This window comes from Sphingomonas benefaciens (assembly GCF_052907485.1).
Map to the genome: position 1 here is coordinate 1,516,760 of NZ_JBREIC010000001.1, position 15,538 is coordinate 1,532,297.

General features: G+C 71.2%; 14 protein-coding genes. 9 read left to right on the forward strand and 5 right to left on the reverse strand.

What is annotated here, in order from left to right; genetic code table 11:
* Window positions 1–51 precede the first annotated feature (51 nt).
* Window positions 52–1,302: a sigma-54-dependent transcriptional regulator gene (locus ACU5AX_RS07385; protein ID WP_446690260.1), complete on the forward strand. Its 1,251-nt coding sequence runs from the start codon at window positions 52–54 to the stop codon at window positions 1,300–1,302.
* Window positions 1,292–2,473, forward strand: coding sequence for a sensor histidine kinase (locus ACU5AX_RS07390; protein WP_446690261.1), 1,182 nt, complete (start codon window positions 1,292–1,294; stop codon window positions 2,471–2,473). The genes ACU5AX_RS07385 and ACU5AX_RS07390 overlap by 11 nt, the downstream gene beginning before the upstream one ends.
* A gap of 12 nt (window positions 2,474–2,485) precedes the next feature.
* Here ACU5AX_RS07390 and nudC read toward each other — a convergent pair whose 3' ends face one another.
* From nudC to ACU5AX_RS07405, 3 genes are read right to left on the reverse strand one after another with little or no spacing between them, the layout of a single operon-like run.
* Window positions 2,486–3,361 (reverse strand): NAD(+) diphosphatase, encoded by an 876-nt coding sequence (gene nudC, locus ACU5AX_RS07395; protein ID WP_446690486.1) that lies wholly within the window; start codon window positions 3,359–3,361, stop codon window positions 2,486–2,488.
* 2 nt (window positions 3,362–3,363) lie between these two features.
* Window positions 3,364–4,704 (reverse strand): serine hydrolase domain-containing protein, encoded by a 1,341-nt coding sequence (locus ACU5AX_RS07400; RefSeq protein WP_446690262.1) that lies wholly within the window; start codon window positions 4,702–4,704, stop codon window positions 3,364–3,366.
* A gap of 5 nt (window positions 4,705–4,709) precedes the next feature.
* A complete protein-coding gene (locus tag ACU5AX_RS07405; RefSeq protein WP_446690263.1) occupies window positions 4,710–5,768 on the reverse strand; it encodes an A/G-specific adenine glycosylase in 1,059 nt (352 codons plus the stop codon).
* 14 nt (window positions 5,769–5,782) lie between these two features.
* Between ACU5AX_RS07405 and ACU5AX_RS07410 the strand changes: the two genes are divergently transcribed.
* The 4 genes from ACU5AX_RS07410 to ACU5AX_RS07425 all read left to right on the forward strand — a co-directional run bounded on the left by ACU5AX_RS07410 (window position 5,783) and on the right by ACU5AX_RS07425 (window position 11,360).
* Window positions 5,783–6,310, forward strand: a complete 528-nt coding sequence (locus ACU5AX_RS07410) for a DUF721 domain-containing protein (protein WP_198351974.1) — start codon at window positions 5,783–5,785, stop codon at window positions 6,308–6,310.
* Window positions 6,311–6,312: 2 nt separating this feature from the next.
* Window positions 6,313–6,984, forward strand: coding sequence for a DsbA family protein (locus ACU5AX_RS07415; RefSeq protein WP_446690264.1), 672 nt, complete (start codon window positions 6,313–6,315; stop codon window positions 6,982–6,984).
* Window positions 6,985–7,002: 18 nt separating this feature from the next.
* On the forward strand, window positions 7,003–7,749 hold the full coding sequence (locus ACU5AX_RS07420) for a DsbA family protein (RefSeq protein WP_198351972.1): 747 nt from the start codon (window positions 7,003–7,005) through the stop codon (window positions 7,747–7,749).
* A 224-nt stretch (window positions 7,750–7,973) separates the two neighbouring features.
* Entirely contained in the window at window positions 7,974–11,360 is a 3,387-nt protein-coding gene (locus ACU5AX_RS07425; protein WP_446690265.1) for a chromosome segregation SMC family protein, read from the forward strand.
* A 60-nt stretch (window positions 11,361–11,420) separates the two neighbouring features.
* Here the strand turns inward: ACU5AX_RS07425 and ACU5AX_RS07430 are convergent, their stop codons facing one another.
* Together ACU5AX_RS07430 and ACU5AX_RS07435 are read right to left on the reverse strand one after the other, a co-directional pair.
* Window positions 11,421–11,579 (reverse strand): hypothetical protein, encoded by a 159-nt coding sequence (locus tag ACU5AX_RS07430; RefSeq protein ID WP_198351968.1) that lies wholly within the window; start codon window positions 11,577–11,579, stop codon window positions 11,421–11,423.
* Between the two features lie 112 nt (window positions 11,580–11,691).
* Complete coding sequence (locus ACU5AX_RS07435) at window positions 11,692–12,165, reverse strand: hypothetical protein (protein ID WP_446690266.1); 474 nt, start codon at window positions 12,163–12,165, stop codon at window positions 11,692–11,694.
* 165 nt (window positions 12,166–12,330) lie between these two features.
* Here ACU5AX_RS07435 and ACU5AX_RS07440 point away from each other — a divergent pair, with 165 nt between their 5' ends.
* The 3 genes from ACU5AX_RS07440 to ACU5AX_RS07450 all read left to right on the forward strand — a co-directional run bounded on the left by ACU5AX_RS07440 (window position 12,331) and on the right by ACU5AX_RS07450 (window position 15,521).
* A complete protein-coding gene (locus tag ACU5AX_RS07440) occupies window positions 12,331–13,578 on the forward strand; it encodes a putative DNA modification/repair radical SAM protein (protein WP_446690267.1) in 1,248 nt (415 codons plus the stop codon).
* Between the two features lie 65 nt (window positions 13,579–13,643).
* Window positions 13,644–14,129: a hemerythrin domain-containing protein gene (locus ACU5AX_RS07445; RefSeq protein ID WP_446690268.1), complete on the forward strand. Its 486-nt coding sequence runs from the start codon at window positions 13,644–13,646 to the stop codon at window positions 14,127–14,129.
* 6 nt (window positions 14,130–14,135) lie between these two features.
* On the forward strand, window positions 14,136–15,521 hold the full coding sequence (locus ACU5AX_RS07450) for a UdgX family uracil-DNA binding protein (RefSeq protein ID WP_446690269.1): 1,386 nt from the start codon (window positions 14,136–14,138) through the stop codon (window positions 15,519–15,521).
* Window positions 15,522–15,538 lie beyond the last annotated feature (17 nt).

Here is a 15,538-nt window from a genome sequence, read left to right on the forward strand (position 1 = left end):
TGTCCGGGCCGGCCGTGTACCGACTGTCCGTTTCCGGACAGGCCGCACCCCATGTCAACCGAATCACCGCACATTCTGGTCGTCGACGACGACGCCGACATCGCCCGCGCCGCGCAATTGCTGCTCGAACGGCAGGGTATGACCGTCGCGCATGCCGCCGACCCGGCCGCCGCCTGGGTGCGGCTGGCGGAGCGGCCCGCCGACGTCATCCTGCTCGACCTCAATTTCGCCCGCGGCCATACCAGCGGCGAAGAAGGGTTCGCGCTGCTCGACCGGCTCGTCGCGGCGGATCGTCATGCGGTGGTGATCGTCGTCACCGGCCATAGCGGCATCCAGGTCGCGGTGCAGGCGATGCGCGGCGGTGCCGCGGATTTCATCATCAAGCCGTGGAACAACGCCCGGCTGACCGCGACCGTCGAACGCGGTCTCGCGCTGCGCCGCGCCAAGCTCGACACCGCGCCGCCGCTGCCCGCCGGCGAGGCGCCCCTGTTGCTCGGCGACAGCGCGGAAATCGCCACCGTGCGCGACCTGATCGCCCGCATCGCGCCGACCGACGCGGCGCTGCTGCTGCGCGGCGCGGCGGGCAGCGGCAAGACGCTGGCCGCGACCCTGGCCCACCGCGGATCGGCGCGCGCCGAACGCCCGCTGGTGACGCTCGACGCCACCACCGAAGTCGGGGCGATCCCTGCGTTACTGGCGGAGGCGACCGGCGGCACCCTGCTGCTCGATCAGGTCGACCGGCTGCCCGCGTCCGTTCAGGCGGCGCTCGCCCGCGAACTCGACATGATCCGCGACCTGCGGCTGATCACCACCACCCGGCTCGATCGGGCGGCACTGCGCGCGGGCCTGCACGAGGATCTGCTCTACCGGATCAGCACGATCGAATGCGACCTGCCGCCGTTGGCCGCGCGCGAAGGCGACGCAGTGCTGCTCGCCCGCCATTTCGCCGCCGTCTTCGCGGGTCGCCACGCCAAGCCGCTGCGGCCGCTGACCATCGAGGCGGAGCGCAGCATCGCCGCCGACGCCTGGCCCGACAATGTCCGCGGCCTACGCCAAGCGACCGAGCGCGCCGTGCTGCTCGCCACCGGCGACCGGCTCGACATCGCCGATTTCGCGCTCGCGCTGCCGCCCGAGGCGGCGCAGCCGCGCGCGCTCGCCGCCGACCTCAATCTCGCGCGCAGCGAGGAGACCCTGGTTGCCGCCGCGCTCCAGCGCCACGGTTTCAACGTCAGCCGCGCCGCCGCCGAACTGGGCCTGACCCGCGCCGCGCTGTACCGGCGGATGGCGCGCTATGGCCTCTGACCGGGTCGCCGCCGCCGTCCGCGCCCTGGTCATCGCCGGCGCCGGCGCCGCGGCGGCAGCGAGCATCGGCAGCGGACTTTATGCCACGGCGGTGGTCGCGCTGCTCGTTGCCGGTTGGACCGGCGCCACCGCAGTGATCGCGGCACAGACCAGCGCATTGCCGCCACCACCGCCGCCGCCCGCCCCCGACGCGGCGGAGCGGCAGCGGCTGGTCGCCTATCTCGACCTGTCGCCCGCCCCCCTCGTCGCCTATCGTGCCGGCGCGCTGCACGCGGTCAACCGCGCCGCCCGGCGCCTGTTCGCCAGCGACGACACGATCCTCACACCACCGCCCGCGCTGGTCGAGGCGATCACTCATACTCCGCCGGGCCGCACAGCGACGGTGACGATCGACGAGGCGCCGTTCGCGCTCGCCGTCGGCGCGCTGACCCGAGCCGGCGACGTCGCGCAGGTCGGTGCGCTGATCGACATCGGGGCTGAACTCAAGGCGGCGGAGGCGGCGGCGCTGCGTGAGCTGGTCCAGATCCTCAGCCACGAGATCGTCAACACGCTGACACCGATCGCCTCGCTGGCCGAAACTGCAGCAGAGATGCTGGGCGATCCGCAGCCGGATCACGATGCGGTGCGCGAAGCGGTGACCACCGTCGCGCGGCGCGCCGCTGGCCTGCAACGCTTCGGCGATGCCTATCGCAGCCTCGCCCGCTTGCCTGCACCGGAGCGGCGCCGGCTCGCCACCGCCGACCTCATCGCCGATCTTGCCCGCCTGTTCGCGGCGCGCTGGCCAACGCTGCCACTGAATGTCGCGGCGGCGCACGCGCCGGTGCAGCTGCTCGCCGACGTCGATCAATTGTCCGCGGCGCTTTGGGCGATCCTGCAGAATGCGGTGGAGGCGGCCGATGACCCGGCGGCGCTGTCCGTGACGCTGACCGTCGAGACCCTGCCGGACACGATCGCCTTCGCCATCGCCAACACCGGGCCGCCGATCCCGCCGGGGCAGGCGGAGGCGATCTTCCATCCGTTCATGACCACCAAGCCGGCAGGCAGCGGCGTCGGCCTCGCGCTCGCCCGTCAGATCCTGCGCGGCCATGGCGGCGACGTCATCCTCGCCCAGTCCACGCCGGCGGAGACACGCTTCGTCGCGACGCTTCCCCGGATGGGCGGCGTCGGCTAATCCGCCGCCGCGCTACTCCCCCGCCCACACCGTCAGCAGCGTATGCGCGATGGCATAGGGCGGCGGCGGCACGAACGGCCCCTCCCCGCCCGCCAGCACCGCGCGCACCACCTCGCGCGGCACCCAGATCGCATCCTCCAGCTCGGTCGTGTCGAGCGTGATCGCATCATCGTCCGCCACCGCGACGCAGGCGATCATCAGCGACGACGGGAACGGCCAGGGTTGGCTGGCGACGTAGCGGACATCGCGCACGCGCACGCCGGCTTCCTCGGCGATCTCGCGCGCCACCGCCTCCTCGATCGATTCGCCCGGTTCCAGAAAGCCGGCGAGGGCCGAATAGCGGCCCGGCGGAAAGCTCGGCTGGCGGCCGAGCAGGGCGCGCCCGTCATGTTCCGCGATCATGATGACGACCGGATCGACGCGCGGGAAATGCTCCGTCCCCTCCGCTTCGCACTGCCGTCCCCAGCCGGCGCGGAACATCCGCGTCGGCGCGCCGCATTTAGCGCAGAAGCGATGACGCGCGTGCCAGTCGAGCAGGCTGCGCGCGCTGGCATAGGTCGCCGCCTCGCCCGGCGCGAGTGTGGCCAGGATCGCCATCAGCTGCGGGTTGCGCATCGCCGGGGCATTGCCCTCCGCCCCCATCGGCGGGATGGCGACGACATGCGCCCGGCCGTCCGTGTCGAGGCCGAGCAGCGCCAGTTCCGCCCCGTCCGGCGCCTCCGCCAGGCTGCCCCAGCTCAGCCGGTCGTCGGCGATCGCCGGCATCAGCCCGTCGAGGCGCAGCAGCCGCGCCGCCGGCGTCATCACCGCCGCCAGCGCGTCCGGATCGTGGCGCAGCGCATCGGCGCGGTCGAGTGTCCCGCCGGTGAAGCCCGGCACCGGTCGCACGCTCACGGGCGCAGCCGCGTCACGTCGCTGGCGAAGGCGGCGACCGTCTGCTCGCGCACCGGCCAGCGGTCGGCGGGGAAATAGTTGACCATGATCGTTCCCCGGATGCGTTTGACCGGATCGACGAAGGCGACCGTGCCCGCGGCGCCGCCCCAGCCATAGGTACCCTTCGACGGCACCCCCGCCGGCCCGTCCGCGAGATAAACCGACCCGCCCGCGCCATAGCCCATCGGCACGCTGCCGCGCGTGCCGCCGGTATTGCCCGCAACCCCGCCGAAGGTGACGCCGGCGGGCAGCAGGTTCGACATCGCCAGCCGCACCGTCTCCGGCTTCATGATCCGCACGCCGTCGAGCGTGCCGCCATCGGCGAGCATGTGCAGGAACCGGTCGTAGTCGCGCGCCGACATGACCAGTCCGGCGCCGCCATAGGGAAAGCTCGGCGGCTTCAGCCAGACCGAGGTCGCGCCCGGATCGACCGGGCTCAGCTGGTCACCGACAAAGGCATAGTTGGTCGCCAGCCGCGACGCGTCGGCCGCCGGCACCGTCCAGAAGCTGGAGCGCATCTGCAACGGGTCGAAGATCCGCGTCTGCACGAACCGGTCGAACGGCATCCCGGAGGCGATCTCGATCACGCGGCCCATCACGTCGAGGCCGATCGAATAATGCCATTCGGTGCCCGGCTGCGCGACCAGCGGCGCGGTCGCGACGCGCTCGGCGAATTCGGCGAGCGTCGCCGGCCGCGTCCGCCGCGCCAGCGCCTCCACCTCGTTATTGACCGCCGCCGGCACGATGCCGCGTGCTTCGTACAGCTTGAGCAGCGGCCCCTTGGCGCTGATATTGTAGCCGAGGCCCGAGGTGTGGGTGAGCAGCTCGCGGATCGTGATCTCGCTCTTCGCCGGCACGCTGTCGAGGCTGGTGTCCGGGCTCGTCAGCACCCGCATTTGCTTGAACGCCGGGATGTATTTGGACAGGGGATCGTCCAGCCCGATCTTGCCCTGTTCGATCAGGATCATCGCCGCCATGGCGGTGACCGGCTTGGTCATCGAATAGACGCGCCACAGGCTGTCCGGCGTGACGGCGGGCGCAGCGGCGTTCGTCGACAGCTTGCCCGCCGCGACGAACTGCGTCGGATAGTCGCCGATGCCGAAGGCGGCGACGATGCCGGGCATCTTGCCGTCGCGGACATAGCCGTCGAACAGCGCCTGCGTCGCCGGAAACGGCGTCGCCCGCGCCGGCGTCGAGACGCTGGCCGGGGGCGTCAGCGGCGCGCTCTGGCGCAGCGCCTGGCCGCCCACCGCACTGGCCGCCAGCGCGGCCAGCGTCACCCCAAATCCGATCCGCATCCGCATCATCCGTCCCTCCTCAACACCGCCTGTGCCGCCTTGGCGAACAGCGTCGGCAACCCCGCCTCGTCCAGCCGGTCGATCGGCCACCATTCGCCAGCGGCTGCGTGATGCGCCTGCCCCATGGCGACAGCAAGCGACAGTTCGATGTCGAAATGCGTGAAGCCGTGTGACACGCGCGCGTTGCGCATCGCCCAGTCCGCCGCGACGGGCGCGCCGGCCAGCCCCGGCGGCGCCTCCTGCCACGGTCCGGTGGGCAGCGCCCGCATGCCGCCGAGCAGTCCCTCGTCCGGCCGCCGCACCAGCAGCACCGCGCCGTCGCGTTCGAGCCAGAAGATCGTGCCGTGGCGCAGCGGCTTCGCCTTCTTCCGCGCCTTGACCGGCAGCGCCGCCGGATCGCCGTCGGCAAAGGCACGGCACTGCCGCTGCAACGGGCAGAGCAGGCATTTCGGCGCCCGCACCGTGCAGATCGCCGAGCCGAGATCCATCATCGCCTGCGCGAAGTCGCCGGCGCGCAGGTCGGGCGTGATCGTCTCGGCCGCCGCGCGGATCGCCGGCCGCGCCGCGGGGATCGGCGTCCGGATGGCGAACAGGCGCGCCACCACCCGCTCGACGTTGGCGTCGACCACCACCGCGCGTTCGCCGAAGGCGAACGCCGCCACCGCCGCCGCGGTATAGGCGCCCAGGCCCGGCAGGGTGCGCAGCGCCGCCTCGGTGCGCGGAAAGGCGCCGCCGTGATCGGCGACCACCGCCTTCGCCGCCTTCACCAGATTGCGCGCGCGGGCGTAATAGCCAAGCCCGGCCCAGGCGGCCATCACGTCCGCCTCGTCGGCGGCGGCGAGGCTGGCGAAATCGGGCCAGCGCCGCGTCCACGCGAGGAAGCGCGGCGTCACCGCGGCGACCGTGGTCTGCTGCAGCATCACCTCCGACAGCCAGACGCGATAGGGGTCCGCCGCCTCGCCCGGCCTCGCCCGCCACGGCAGATCGCGCCGGTGGCGGTCGTACCAGTCGAGCAGAAGCAGTGCGATCCCGGCGGGTTGCGGGCAAGTGCGTGTAGCGTCCACGCCGCCGCTATGGCATGGGCGTGGCGATGAGCAAGCGCGGCCGCGGCCCCGACCCCGAATCGCCCCGCCACAACCGCCCGCGCGCGGTGGCCGAGCTGCTGCCCGCGGTCGGCGGCGCCGCCTTCCGCCGCTTCGGCTTCGTGCAGAGCGCGCTGGTCAGTCGCTGGCCGGAGATCGTCGGCGAACGCTGGGCCAGCGCCTCGGCCCCCGAATCGCTGCGCTTCCCGCCGGGCAAGAAGGCCGACGGCACGCTGACCATCACCGTGCGCGGCAGCCACGCGCCGATGATGCAGCATATCGCGCCGGAGATCGTCGAGCGGGTCAATCGCTTCTTCGGCTATACCGCGGTGGCGCGCCTGACGCTGCGTCAGGGCGATGTCGCCAAGCCCGTCCGCCGCGCGGCGCCACCGTCGATCAAGACCGTCCCCGCCGACATGGGCGAGGGGCTGAAGACGATCGCTGATCCGGAACTGCGCGCCGTGCTCGAATCGCTTGCCGCCGGCGTTGCCGCCACGCCGCGCGGCCTGCCCAAGATAGGATAGACATGCGCCCGTTGCTTGCCGCCCTCGCTCCGCTGGCCCTCGGTGTCCTGGTCGCCGCCGCGCCGGCGATCGACTGGACGCAGACGGCCAATGTCACGCCCAAGGGCGCCTTCGTCCTCGGCAACCCCGCCGCGCCGCTCAAGCTGGTCGAATATGGCAGCTATACCTGCTCGCATTGCGCCGCCTTCTCGAAGGAGAGCGAGGCGGTGCTCAAGGGGCGGATGATCCGGTCGGGCAAGGTCAGCCTCGAATATCGCCACCTGATCCGCGATCCGCTCGACCTCGGCGCCGCGATCCTCGCGCGCTGCACCGGACGCAAGGGGTTCTTTCCGACCTCGGCGATGATCTTCGCGACGCAGGAGACGTGGCTCGCCAAGGCGCCCGCCTTCGCACAGGCGCATCCCGATCTCGACGGCAAGCCCGGCATCGTCCAGGCGCGCGCTCTCGCCGACGGCGTCGGCCTGACCCAGGCGGTGCGCACCCGCGGCCTCACCCCGGCGCAGATCAACGCCTGTTTCGCCGACAAGGTGGCCGTCGCGCGGATCACCGCGATGACCGGCGACGCGCCGATCGAGGTCACGTCGACCCCAACCTTCTACCTCAACAACGTACTGCAGCCGCCGATGGCCTGGGCCCAGCTCGAACCCGTCCTCACCGGCCGCGGCGCCAAGTAAAGCAACCGGAGCCTATCGATGAACCTCGCCACCAAGGCCCTCGCCTTCCTGCTCGCACCGCTGGCGCTGGTCGCCTGTTCGAAGAGCGACACGACCTCTGGCACGCCCGCCGCCCCCGCCTCGCCGGTCGCCGCGGTCAGCGCGCCCGCCGGCCAGCATTGGACGGACACGGTGTCGCAGACCAAGGAAGGCTATGTGATGGGCAATCCCGCCGCGCCCATCAAGCTGGTCGAATACGGCTCGCGCCTGTGCCCAACCTGCGGCGCGCTGGCGCGCGAAGGCTATCAGCCGCTGACCAGCAATTACGTCGATTCGGGCAAGGTCAGCTTCGAATTCCGCGAATTCCTGGTCCACGGCGCGCTCGACGTGCCGCCGACTTTGCTCGGCAATTGCGTCGACAAGGCGGCGTTCTTCCCGCTGCTCGAGCAGATGTACGCCAACCAGCAGTCGTTCCTGGACAAGATCCAGGCCGCGCCGCCGGCGGTGCAGCAGCAGATCCAGGCCGCCAAGCCGGTCGACGCCTTCCGCCTGATGGCCGAGACGATGGGCCTGATCGACTTCGTCAAGCAGCGCGGCATTCCGGAGGCCAAGGCGCGCCAGTGCCTCGCCGACCAGGGCCAGATCGACCGCTGGACCAAGCAGACCCAGGACAAGAGCGCCGACGGCACGGTCACCGGCACGCCGACGCTGATCCTCAACGGCAAGAAGGTCGACGCGATCACCTGGGGCCAGCTCGAGCCGCTGCTCAAGGCCGCCGGGGCGTAAAGCCAAACTCCCGGGCGCGGGCCGTGGGCTGGCGGGCAAGAGGCCGTGCGCCGCGGCGCCCGAGCAACGCCCCCGCCTTCGTCCTCCGGCGCTCCCCTCCCTCGCCGCCGGGGGAGGGGTAGCGCCCGAGGCGCCGCTTGCCCTCCCCCGCCGCGACGGATGGATTCTCGCGTCCCGCGCGACTACACCCGGCGCGCCCGCCATGTCGCCCCGCCTTCCCTGACATGCAGATCAAGCGTCTGCGCCTCACTGGCTTCAAGAGCTTCGTCGACCCGGCCGATCTGGTCATCGCACCGGGGCTGACCGGCGTCGTCGGGCCCAACGGCTGCGGCAAGTCCAACCTGCTCGAGGCGCTGCGCTGGACGATGGGAGAGAACAGCGCCCGCTCGCTGCGCGGCGCCGGCATGGACGACGTCATCTTCGCCGGCACCGCGACCCGCCCGCCGCGCGATTTCGCCGAAGTGTCGATCCTGCTCGACGGCGCCGACGGGGAGGAGCGCGAGATCGTCCGCCGCATCGAGCGCGGCGCCGGCAGCGCCTATCGCATCGACGGCCGCGACGTCCGTGCCAAGGACGTCGCGCTGCTCTTCGCCGATGCCGCCACCGGTGCGCACAGCCCGGCCCTGGTCAGCCAGAACCGGATCAGCGCGGTGATCGCCGCCAAGCCGGCCGAGCGGCGCGCGATGCTGGAGGATGCGGCGGGAATCGCCGGGCTGCACGTCCGCCGCAAGGATGCCGAGGCGCGACTGCGCGCCACCGAGGCGAATCTGCTCCGCCTCGACGAGCTGATCGCCGAACAGGACGTCCGCGCCGCGGCATTGCGGCGCCAGGCACGTCAGGCGGAACGCTATCGCACGCTCTCCACTCAAATTCGCCTGGCCGAGGCGCGGATGATCTATGCCCGCTGGCGCGATGCCGCCGCCGCCGCCGAGGCCGGCCGCCGCGAGGCACAGGCGGCGGAGGCGCGCGCCACCGCCGCCGGCGAGGCGGAACGGACCGCCGCCGCCGCGCAGGCGGGGGCGGCCGCGACACTCGCCGCCGCCCGCGCCGCTGCCCTCGCCGCCCGCGATCTTGCCGGCGAGGCGGGCCACGCGTTGGCCGCGCTGCGCACCGAGCGCGCCGCGGCGGCACGGCGCGTCACCGAACTCGCCGACGCCCGCCGCCGTATCGCCGAGGATCGTACCCGCGAGGGCACGCTCGCCACCGATGCCGCCGAGGCACTGGCGAGGCTCGGCGACGAGGCCAAGGCGCTCGACCGCGACATCGCGCAGGCGGCCGCCGATCTGCCGGCGCACGACGCGCTGTTGGCCGAGGCGGAACGCGCCGCTCGCGACGCCGAGGTCGCGCTGGCGCAGGGGCTCAGCCGACAGGCGGCGGAGGCAGCGGAAATGCGCGTCGCCGCCGCCGCGCTCGCCGCGGCGCAGGCACGCCACGACCGCGCGATCCGCGACGCCGCGCAACTCGCCGCCCAGCGCCAGACGCTCGGCACGTCGGAGCCGTTACAGGCGGCGCGCGATGCCGCCGCCGCCCGCCGCACCGCCGCCCTCGCCGCCGCCGAAACGGCGCGCGCGGACATCGCCGCCGGCGACGCCGCCGAACGGGCCGCGCTCGCCGATCGCGACGGCGCCGAGACCCATCGGGCCTCGGCGCGGGCGGAACTCGCCGCGCTCGACGGCGAGGTCGCGGCGCTGACCCGCGCGACGCAACGCAGCGGCCGCGACCGTCTGCTCGACCATGTCGTGCCGGATGCGGGCTTCGAACGCGCGCTCGCCGCGGCGCTCGGCGACGATCTCGATACCGCCCTCGCCGCCTGGCCGGGTGCTGCCGCCCAATCGGGGGATCCCGGCCCGCCCGGCGATGCGCTGCCGCTGGCCGATCACGTCCGTGCCCCCGCCGCGCTCGCCCGGCGGCTGGCGCAGGTGTTTCTGGTCGAGGCGGACGACGACCGCGCGCTCGCGGTCGGGCAGCGGCTCGTCACGCGCGACGGACGGCTGCGCCGCTGGGACGGCTTCGTCGCGTCGGGCAGCGGCGCCGCCGCCGCGGAACGGCTGGAGCGGCTCAACCGGCTGGCCACGCTCACCGCCGCACGTCCTGCCGCCGCCGCCGCGCTGGAGGCCGCTGAGGCCGCCGCCGCCGCGGTCGCCGCGCGCATCGATCAGGCCCGCAGCCACGCCCGCCGCGCGCGCGACACCCTGACCCGCGCCGACGCTGCCGTGCGCGAGGCGACCCGCGACGAGGACCGCGCCGCCACTGCCCTCGACCGGCTGCAAGGGCAGCAGGCCGACGTCGATACCCGCGCCGCCCGCATCGCCGGCGAACAGGCGGAGGCGCAGGCCGAACTCGACACCGCGCGGGCCGCGCGGGCGGCCCTGCCCGACGGTCGCGACAGTGCGCAGGCGGTGGCGGCGCTGACCGCGACGGCGGATCGCTGTCGCGCCGCAGTCGCCCAGGCCCGCGCCGAACGGACCGCACGCGAACGCCTGAACCAGGCGCAGCGCGAGCGGCTCGCCGCGGTACAGGCGGAACTGCGCGGTTGGCGCGCCCGTGCCGGCGAGGCGGCGCGCCGCATCACCGACATGGACAAGCGCGATGCCGCTCTCGTCGAGGAAGCGAATGCGGTCGCCGAACGCCCGGCGTCGTTGGACGCGACGATCGCCGCGGACGAGGCGCGGCATGCGATGCTGCGTGGCGAGGCGGATCGGCTGGCGGCCGCCGAGCGTGACGCCGAACAGGCGATGCGCCGGGCTGAGGATGCGCACCGCCGCACGCAGGATGCGCTGGCCGCCGCGCGCGAGGTGCGCGCCGGCGCCGCCGCCCGGCTGGAGAATCAGGAGCTGCGCCGGGTCGAGATGGGGCGGCTGGCGGGCGAACGGTTCGAATGTCCCGCCCCCGTCCTGCCCGAACGGATCGGCTTCGCCAGCGACACCGTCCGCGCCCCCGCCGACGAGAGTGCGGCGCATGAGCGGCTGACGCTGGAGCGCGAACGGATCGGCCCGGTCAATCTGATCGCCGAACGCGAGCTGGCCGAGATCGAGGCGGCGGGAAGCGCCACCGCCGCCGAACGCGAGGAGCTCGGCCAGGCGGTGGCCCGGCTGCGTGGCTCGATCGGCACGCTCAACCGCGAGGGGCGGCAGCGCCTGCTCGCCGCCTTCACCGCAGTCGACGGCCATTTCCGCCGCCTGTTCGCGACGCTGTTCGACGGCGGCCAGGCGCATCTCGAACTAGTCGATTCGGACGACCCGCTCGAGGCGGGGCTGGAGATCATGGCGCAACCGCCGGGCAAAAGGCTGCAGTCGCTGACCCTGCTCTCCGGCGGCGAACAGGCGCTGACCGCAGTGGCGTTGATCTTCGCGCTGTTCCTGACCAACCCCGCCCCGATCTGTGTCCTCGACGAGGTCGACGCGCCGCTCGACGATGCGAATATCGAGCGGTTCTGCGATCTGCTCGACCGCATGTCGCGCGACACCCGGACGCGCTATCTGATCGTCACGCACAATGCCGTGACGATGAGCCGCATGCACCGCCTGTTCGGCGTCACCATGGTCGAACGCGGCGTCAGCCGTCTCGTCTCGGTCGATCTCGGCGGCGCGGAAGGCTTGCTTGCGCACTGAACGGTCGTGGGCGGTTACCGGCCTTTCCGCGTGGATCGCCGGATCCGCGACCGGTCGAACTCAGCCCGCCGACGCCCGTCGCGTCAAACGGGCGAGGGCCTGTCCGATATAGAGCAGGCATAATTCCTGATGCACCGCCGCCACCACCGGATGGGTCGACTGGATCGACCGGATCGCTTCCTGCTGGGCGCGGCTCGAAAAATAGGAGGTATCGGGCATCGTCTCGGCTCCGTGGCATCCCCTGCGCCCTCGCTTTGGCGGGCCGGTGTTGCACGCGGATGGCCGAACCGCGTCATTGGCGACGCAATCGTCGCGAAATGTGGCGAGACGGTCAGCCGACGCGCTGCGCAGCTTGGACCGCCGGCGGCGGGATGACGTGCGCCGCCTCGCCGTCGGCGGGATCGAGGATCGCGATCACCGCGCGCCGCTCATAATCCATATGCTCCCAGATCCGGTCGATGAACGCCAAAATCTGCCCGCGCTGCGCCTGGGCCGAGGCGCTTTGCGTTCCGCTGCGATCCGCCACGAAGCGACGGACCTCCTCACCCAGGCTGATACATTCGGCCTTCAGCCGCCGCGCGATCCGCGCCTCGTTGCTGTTGCCGTCGGCGATCAGCACATCGAACACTTCGCGGTGCTTGAAATATTGGTAGGCGCTCATCAGCCGCACCATCTCCCAGCGCAGCCGTGCGAGCAGCGCGTCGTCGGGGACGCCCTCCGCCAGCGCTTGGCGCGCGCGGTTGGTGTTGGCGAGGATCGCCGCCTGATGTTCGCGTAGCTGTGCTACCAGTCGATGCCCGTTCATGGCGCCACGCTACCCAAGCCATGGTCACCAAATGTTTATCGCGGATTGGCGTAAGTGACGGTTTTCGCTGTATTTTACCTACCATATCGGGGCTAGATCATAACCGATCCGAGGTCATCGATCTAAGCCCTTGTTCCGGCGCATCGCGGAACGTACATGGAACGGATGGCGCAACTCGACACTCGCGAAAAGCTGGCCATCCTCGCGGACGCGGCCAAATATGACGCGTCCTGCGCCTCGTCCGGCACCGCCAAGCGCGACAGTCGCGACGGCAAAGGCCTGGGTTCGACCGAGGGCATGGGCATCTGCCATGCCTATGCGCCCGACGGCCGCTGCATCAGTTTGTTGAAGATCCTGCTGACCAACAGCTGCGTGTTCGATTGCCATTATTGCATCAACCGCAAGAGCAGCAATGTCCGCCGCGCCCGGTTTACCGCGCAAGAGGTTGTAAACCTTACTCTTTCTTTCTACCGCCGAAATTATATCGAGGGGCTGTTCCTGTCCTCCGGCATCATCCGCTCCTCCAACTACACGATGGAGCAACTGGTCGAAGTCGCCCGTTCTTTGCGTGAAGATTATCAATTTCGCGGCTACATCCACCTCAAGACGATCCCCGACGCCGACCCCGAGCTGGTCCATCAGGCTGGCCTCTACGCCGATCGCGTCTCGATCAATGTCGAGCTGCCCACCGCGAGCGGCCTGAAGCGGCTCGCGCCGGAGAAGGACGGCGCCCGTATCGAGGGCGCGATGAAGGACGTGAAGACCGCCATCGCCGATTCGGGCGACGCGCGGTCCAAGTACAAGTCCGCGCCCCACTTCGCCCCCGCCGGCCAGTCGACCCAGATGATCGTCGGGGCCGACGCCGCCACCGACGGCGAGATCGTGACACGCGCCTCGACGCTGTACGACCGGTTCGGCCTGCGCCGCGTCTATTATTCCGCGTTCAGCCCGATCCCCGACGCCAGCGCCGTGCTGCCGCTGCAGCGCCCGCCGCTGATGCGCGAGCATCGCCTCTATCAGTCCGACTGGCTGATGCGCTTCTACAATTATGCCCCGCACGAGGTGGTCGCGGCGGCGGACGATGCGACGGGCATGCTGCCGCTCGACATCGATCCCAAGCTCGCCTGGGCACTCAAGTTCCGCGACCGCTTCCCGGTCGACGTCAACCGCGCGCCGCGCGAGATGCTGCTGCGCGTCCCGGGGCTCGGCGTGAAAGCGGTCGACCGCATCATCGCCAGCCGGCGCTGGCGGCGGCTGCGGCTCGACGACGTCGCCCGCCTCACCGTGTCGGTGGCCAAGATCCGGCCCTTCATCGTCGCGGAGGACTGGCGTCCGGTAACGCTCGCCGACCGGGCCGAACTAAAGCCGATCGTCGCGCCGAAGCGGCAGCAGCTCGAGCTGTTCGCGGCCTGAGAACGACTCGCGTCTGAAACGACCCCGGCGTTCGCCGGTTGAGCGGGGCGAAGGAGACGCGAGCCATGGCCACCGCCCAAATCTATGCCGATCTGAAGCGCGATCACGACAAGCAGCGCGAGATGCTCAAGCAGCTCGGCGAGCTCAAGGGCGACAGCAGCAAGCGCAAGAAGCTGTTCGAGGCCTTCCGCCTCGAGCTGCAGAGCCACGCCGCCGCGGAGGAGGAGTCGCTTTATGCGACGATGCTCGGCAATCCCGACCTGCGCGACGACGCTCGTCACTCCGTCGCCGAGCACAAGGAGGTCGACGACCTGCTCGGCAAGATGATGGACATGGATTTTGCGTCCGACGAGTGGGAATCGACCTTCTTCCACATGCGTCATCGCTACGAGCATCATATCGGCGAGGAGGAGGAAGAGATGTTCCCCGCCGCCGAGGAGAAGCTCGACGATGCTACCGAAGACCGCCTCGCCGAAGTGTATGAAGAGCGCAAGCCGGAGGAACTGAAGCTCGCCAAGGCCAATCCCCCGGGCGGCGACGAGCGCGACTGATCGACCGTGCGCGTCGTCACGCTGGCCGAGACCGATGATTTCGACGGCTGGCGCGACGCCGCCCGGGCGCTGGCGGCGTCGGATACGCCGCCCGACGACATCGTGTGGCAGGTCGGCGCGGCGGCGACCGACCTGTTCGCCACCGCTGCGACCCCGGCGGCGGCGACGGCCGGCGGCGGCTTTTCGGTGCCGCGCAGCTTCGTCGACCTGGCGCGCAGCGTCGTGCTCGCCGCCGATCCGGAGCGTTTTGCGCTGCTCTACCGTCTGCTCGTCCGCCTGCGTCGCACACCGGGCGCGATGGAGGACAAGGCCGATCCGCTGCTGCGCCGGCTGGAAACGATCGCCAAGAATGTGCGGCGCGACATCCACAAGATGCGCGCCTTTTTGCGCTTTCGGGAAATGCCCGACGGCGACGGCAGTCGCTACGTCGCCTGGTTCGAACCCGAGCATCATATCGTCCGCGCCAACGCCGCCTTCTTCGTCAATCGCTTCGCCTCGATGCGCTGGTCGATCCTGACGCCCGAGGTGTCGCTGCATTGGGACGGTGCGGCGCTGACCCAGGGTCCCGGCGCCACTCGCGCCGACGCGCCAGAGGGCGATCCGGTCGAAGAGGTGTGGAAGACCTATTACGCCAGCATCTTCAATCCGGCGCGCGTCAAGATCGGCGCGATGCTCAAGGAGATGCCGCGAAAATACTGGAAAAACATGCCCGAAACCGCGTTGGTCGGGGAATTGATCGCAGGCGCGCAGGCGCGGGAGAGCGGCATGATCGAACAGGCGCGGGCCGCACCCGGCGGCAACAGCGAGGCCGCGTGGACGGCGCTACGCGATGAGGCGATGGCCTGCACCCGCTGCCCGCTCTACAAGCCTGCGACGCAGACGGTGTTCGGTGAGGGGCCGGTCGACGCGGCGATGATGTTCGTCGGCGAGCAGCCGGGCGATCAGGAGGATCTTGCCGGCAAACCCTTTGTCGGTCCCGCCGGACAGGTATTCGATCGCGCGGTCGCGGCGGCGGACATCGACCGCAGCCGGGTCTACGTCACGAATGCGGTCAAGCATTTCAAGTTCGAGCAGCGCGGCAAGCGCCGGATCCACGCCAAGCCGGGAGCGGGCGAGATCGAGGCGTGTCGCTGGTGGATCGAGCAGGAACGACTGCTCGTCCGGCCGCAGGTGACCGTTGCCTTGGGTGCGACGGCGGCGCGGTCGCTGCTCGGCCGGGTGGTGACGATCGGCCGCGAGCGAGGCCGTGCCATTCCGCTCACCGAGGGCGGCGAAGCCTGGATCACCGTCCACCCGAGCTATCTGCTGCGCCTGCCCGATCCGGCGCAGAAGGAAGATGAGTTTGCCCGTTTCGTCGAGGACCTGAAAGCGGCGAAAGCGGCGCTAGGCTGAGCGTGTGGACGGCGGAG

Coding starts and splice junctions, on each gene's coding strand:
- ACU5AX_RS07410 (WP_198351974.1), top strand. CDS start 5,783: ATGGGCGTGGCGATGAGCAAGCGCGGCCGCGGCCCCGACCCCGAATCG.
- ACU5AX_RS07420 (WP_198351972.1), top strand. CDS start 7,003: ATGAACCTCGCCACCAAGGCCCTCGCCTTCCTGCTCGCACCGCTGGCG.
- ACU5AX_RS07425 (WP_446690265.1), top strand. CDS start 7,974: ATGCAGATCAAGCGTCTGCGCCTCACTGGCTTCAAGAGCTTCGTCGAC.
- ACU5AX_RS07385 (WP_446690260.1), top strand. CDS start 52: ATGTCAACCGAATCACCGCACATTCTGGTCGTCGACGACGACGCCGAC.
- ACU5AX_RS07415 (WP_446690264.1), top strand. CDS start 6,313: ATGCGCCCGTTGCTTGCCGCCCTCGCTCCGCTGGCCCTCGGTGTCCTG.
- ACU5AX_RS07390 (WP_446690261.1), top strand. CDS start 1,292: ATGGCCTCTGACCGGGTCGCCGCCGCCGTCCGCGCCCTGGTCATCGCC.
- ACU5AX_RS07435 (WP_446690266.1), bottom strand. CDS start 12,165: ATGAACGGGCATCGACTGGTAGCACAGCTACGCGAACATCAGGCGGCG.
- ACU5AX_RS07445 (WP_446690268.1), top strand. CDS start 13,644: ATGGCCACCGCCCAAATCTATGCCGATCTGAAGCGCGATCACGACAAG.
- ACU5AX_RS07400 (WP_446690262.1), bottom strand. CDS start 4,704: ATGCGGATCGGATTTGGGGTGACGCTGGCCGCGCTGGCGGCCAGTGCG.
- ACU5AX_RS07430 (WP_198351968.1), bottom strand. CDS start 11,579: ATGCCCGATACCTCCTATTTTTCGAGCCGCGCCCAGCAGGAAGCGATC.
- ACU5AX_RS07440 (WP_446690267.1), top strand. CDS start 12,331: ATGGCGCAACTCGACACTCGCGAAAAGCTGGCCATCCTCGCGGACGCG.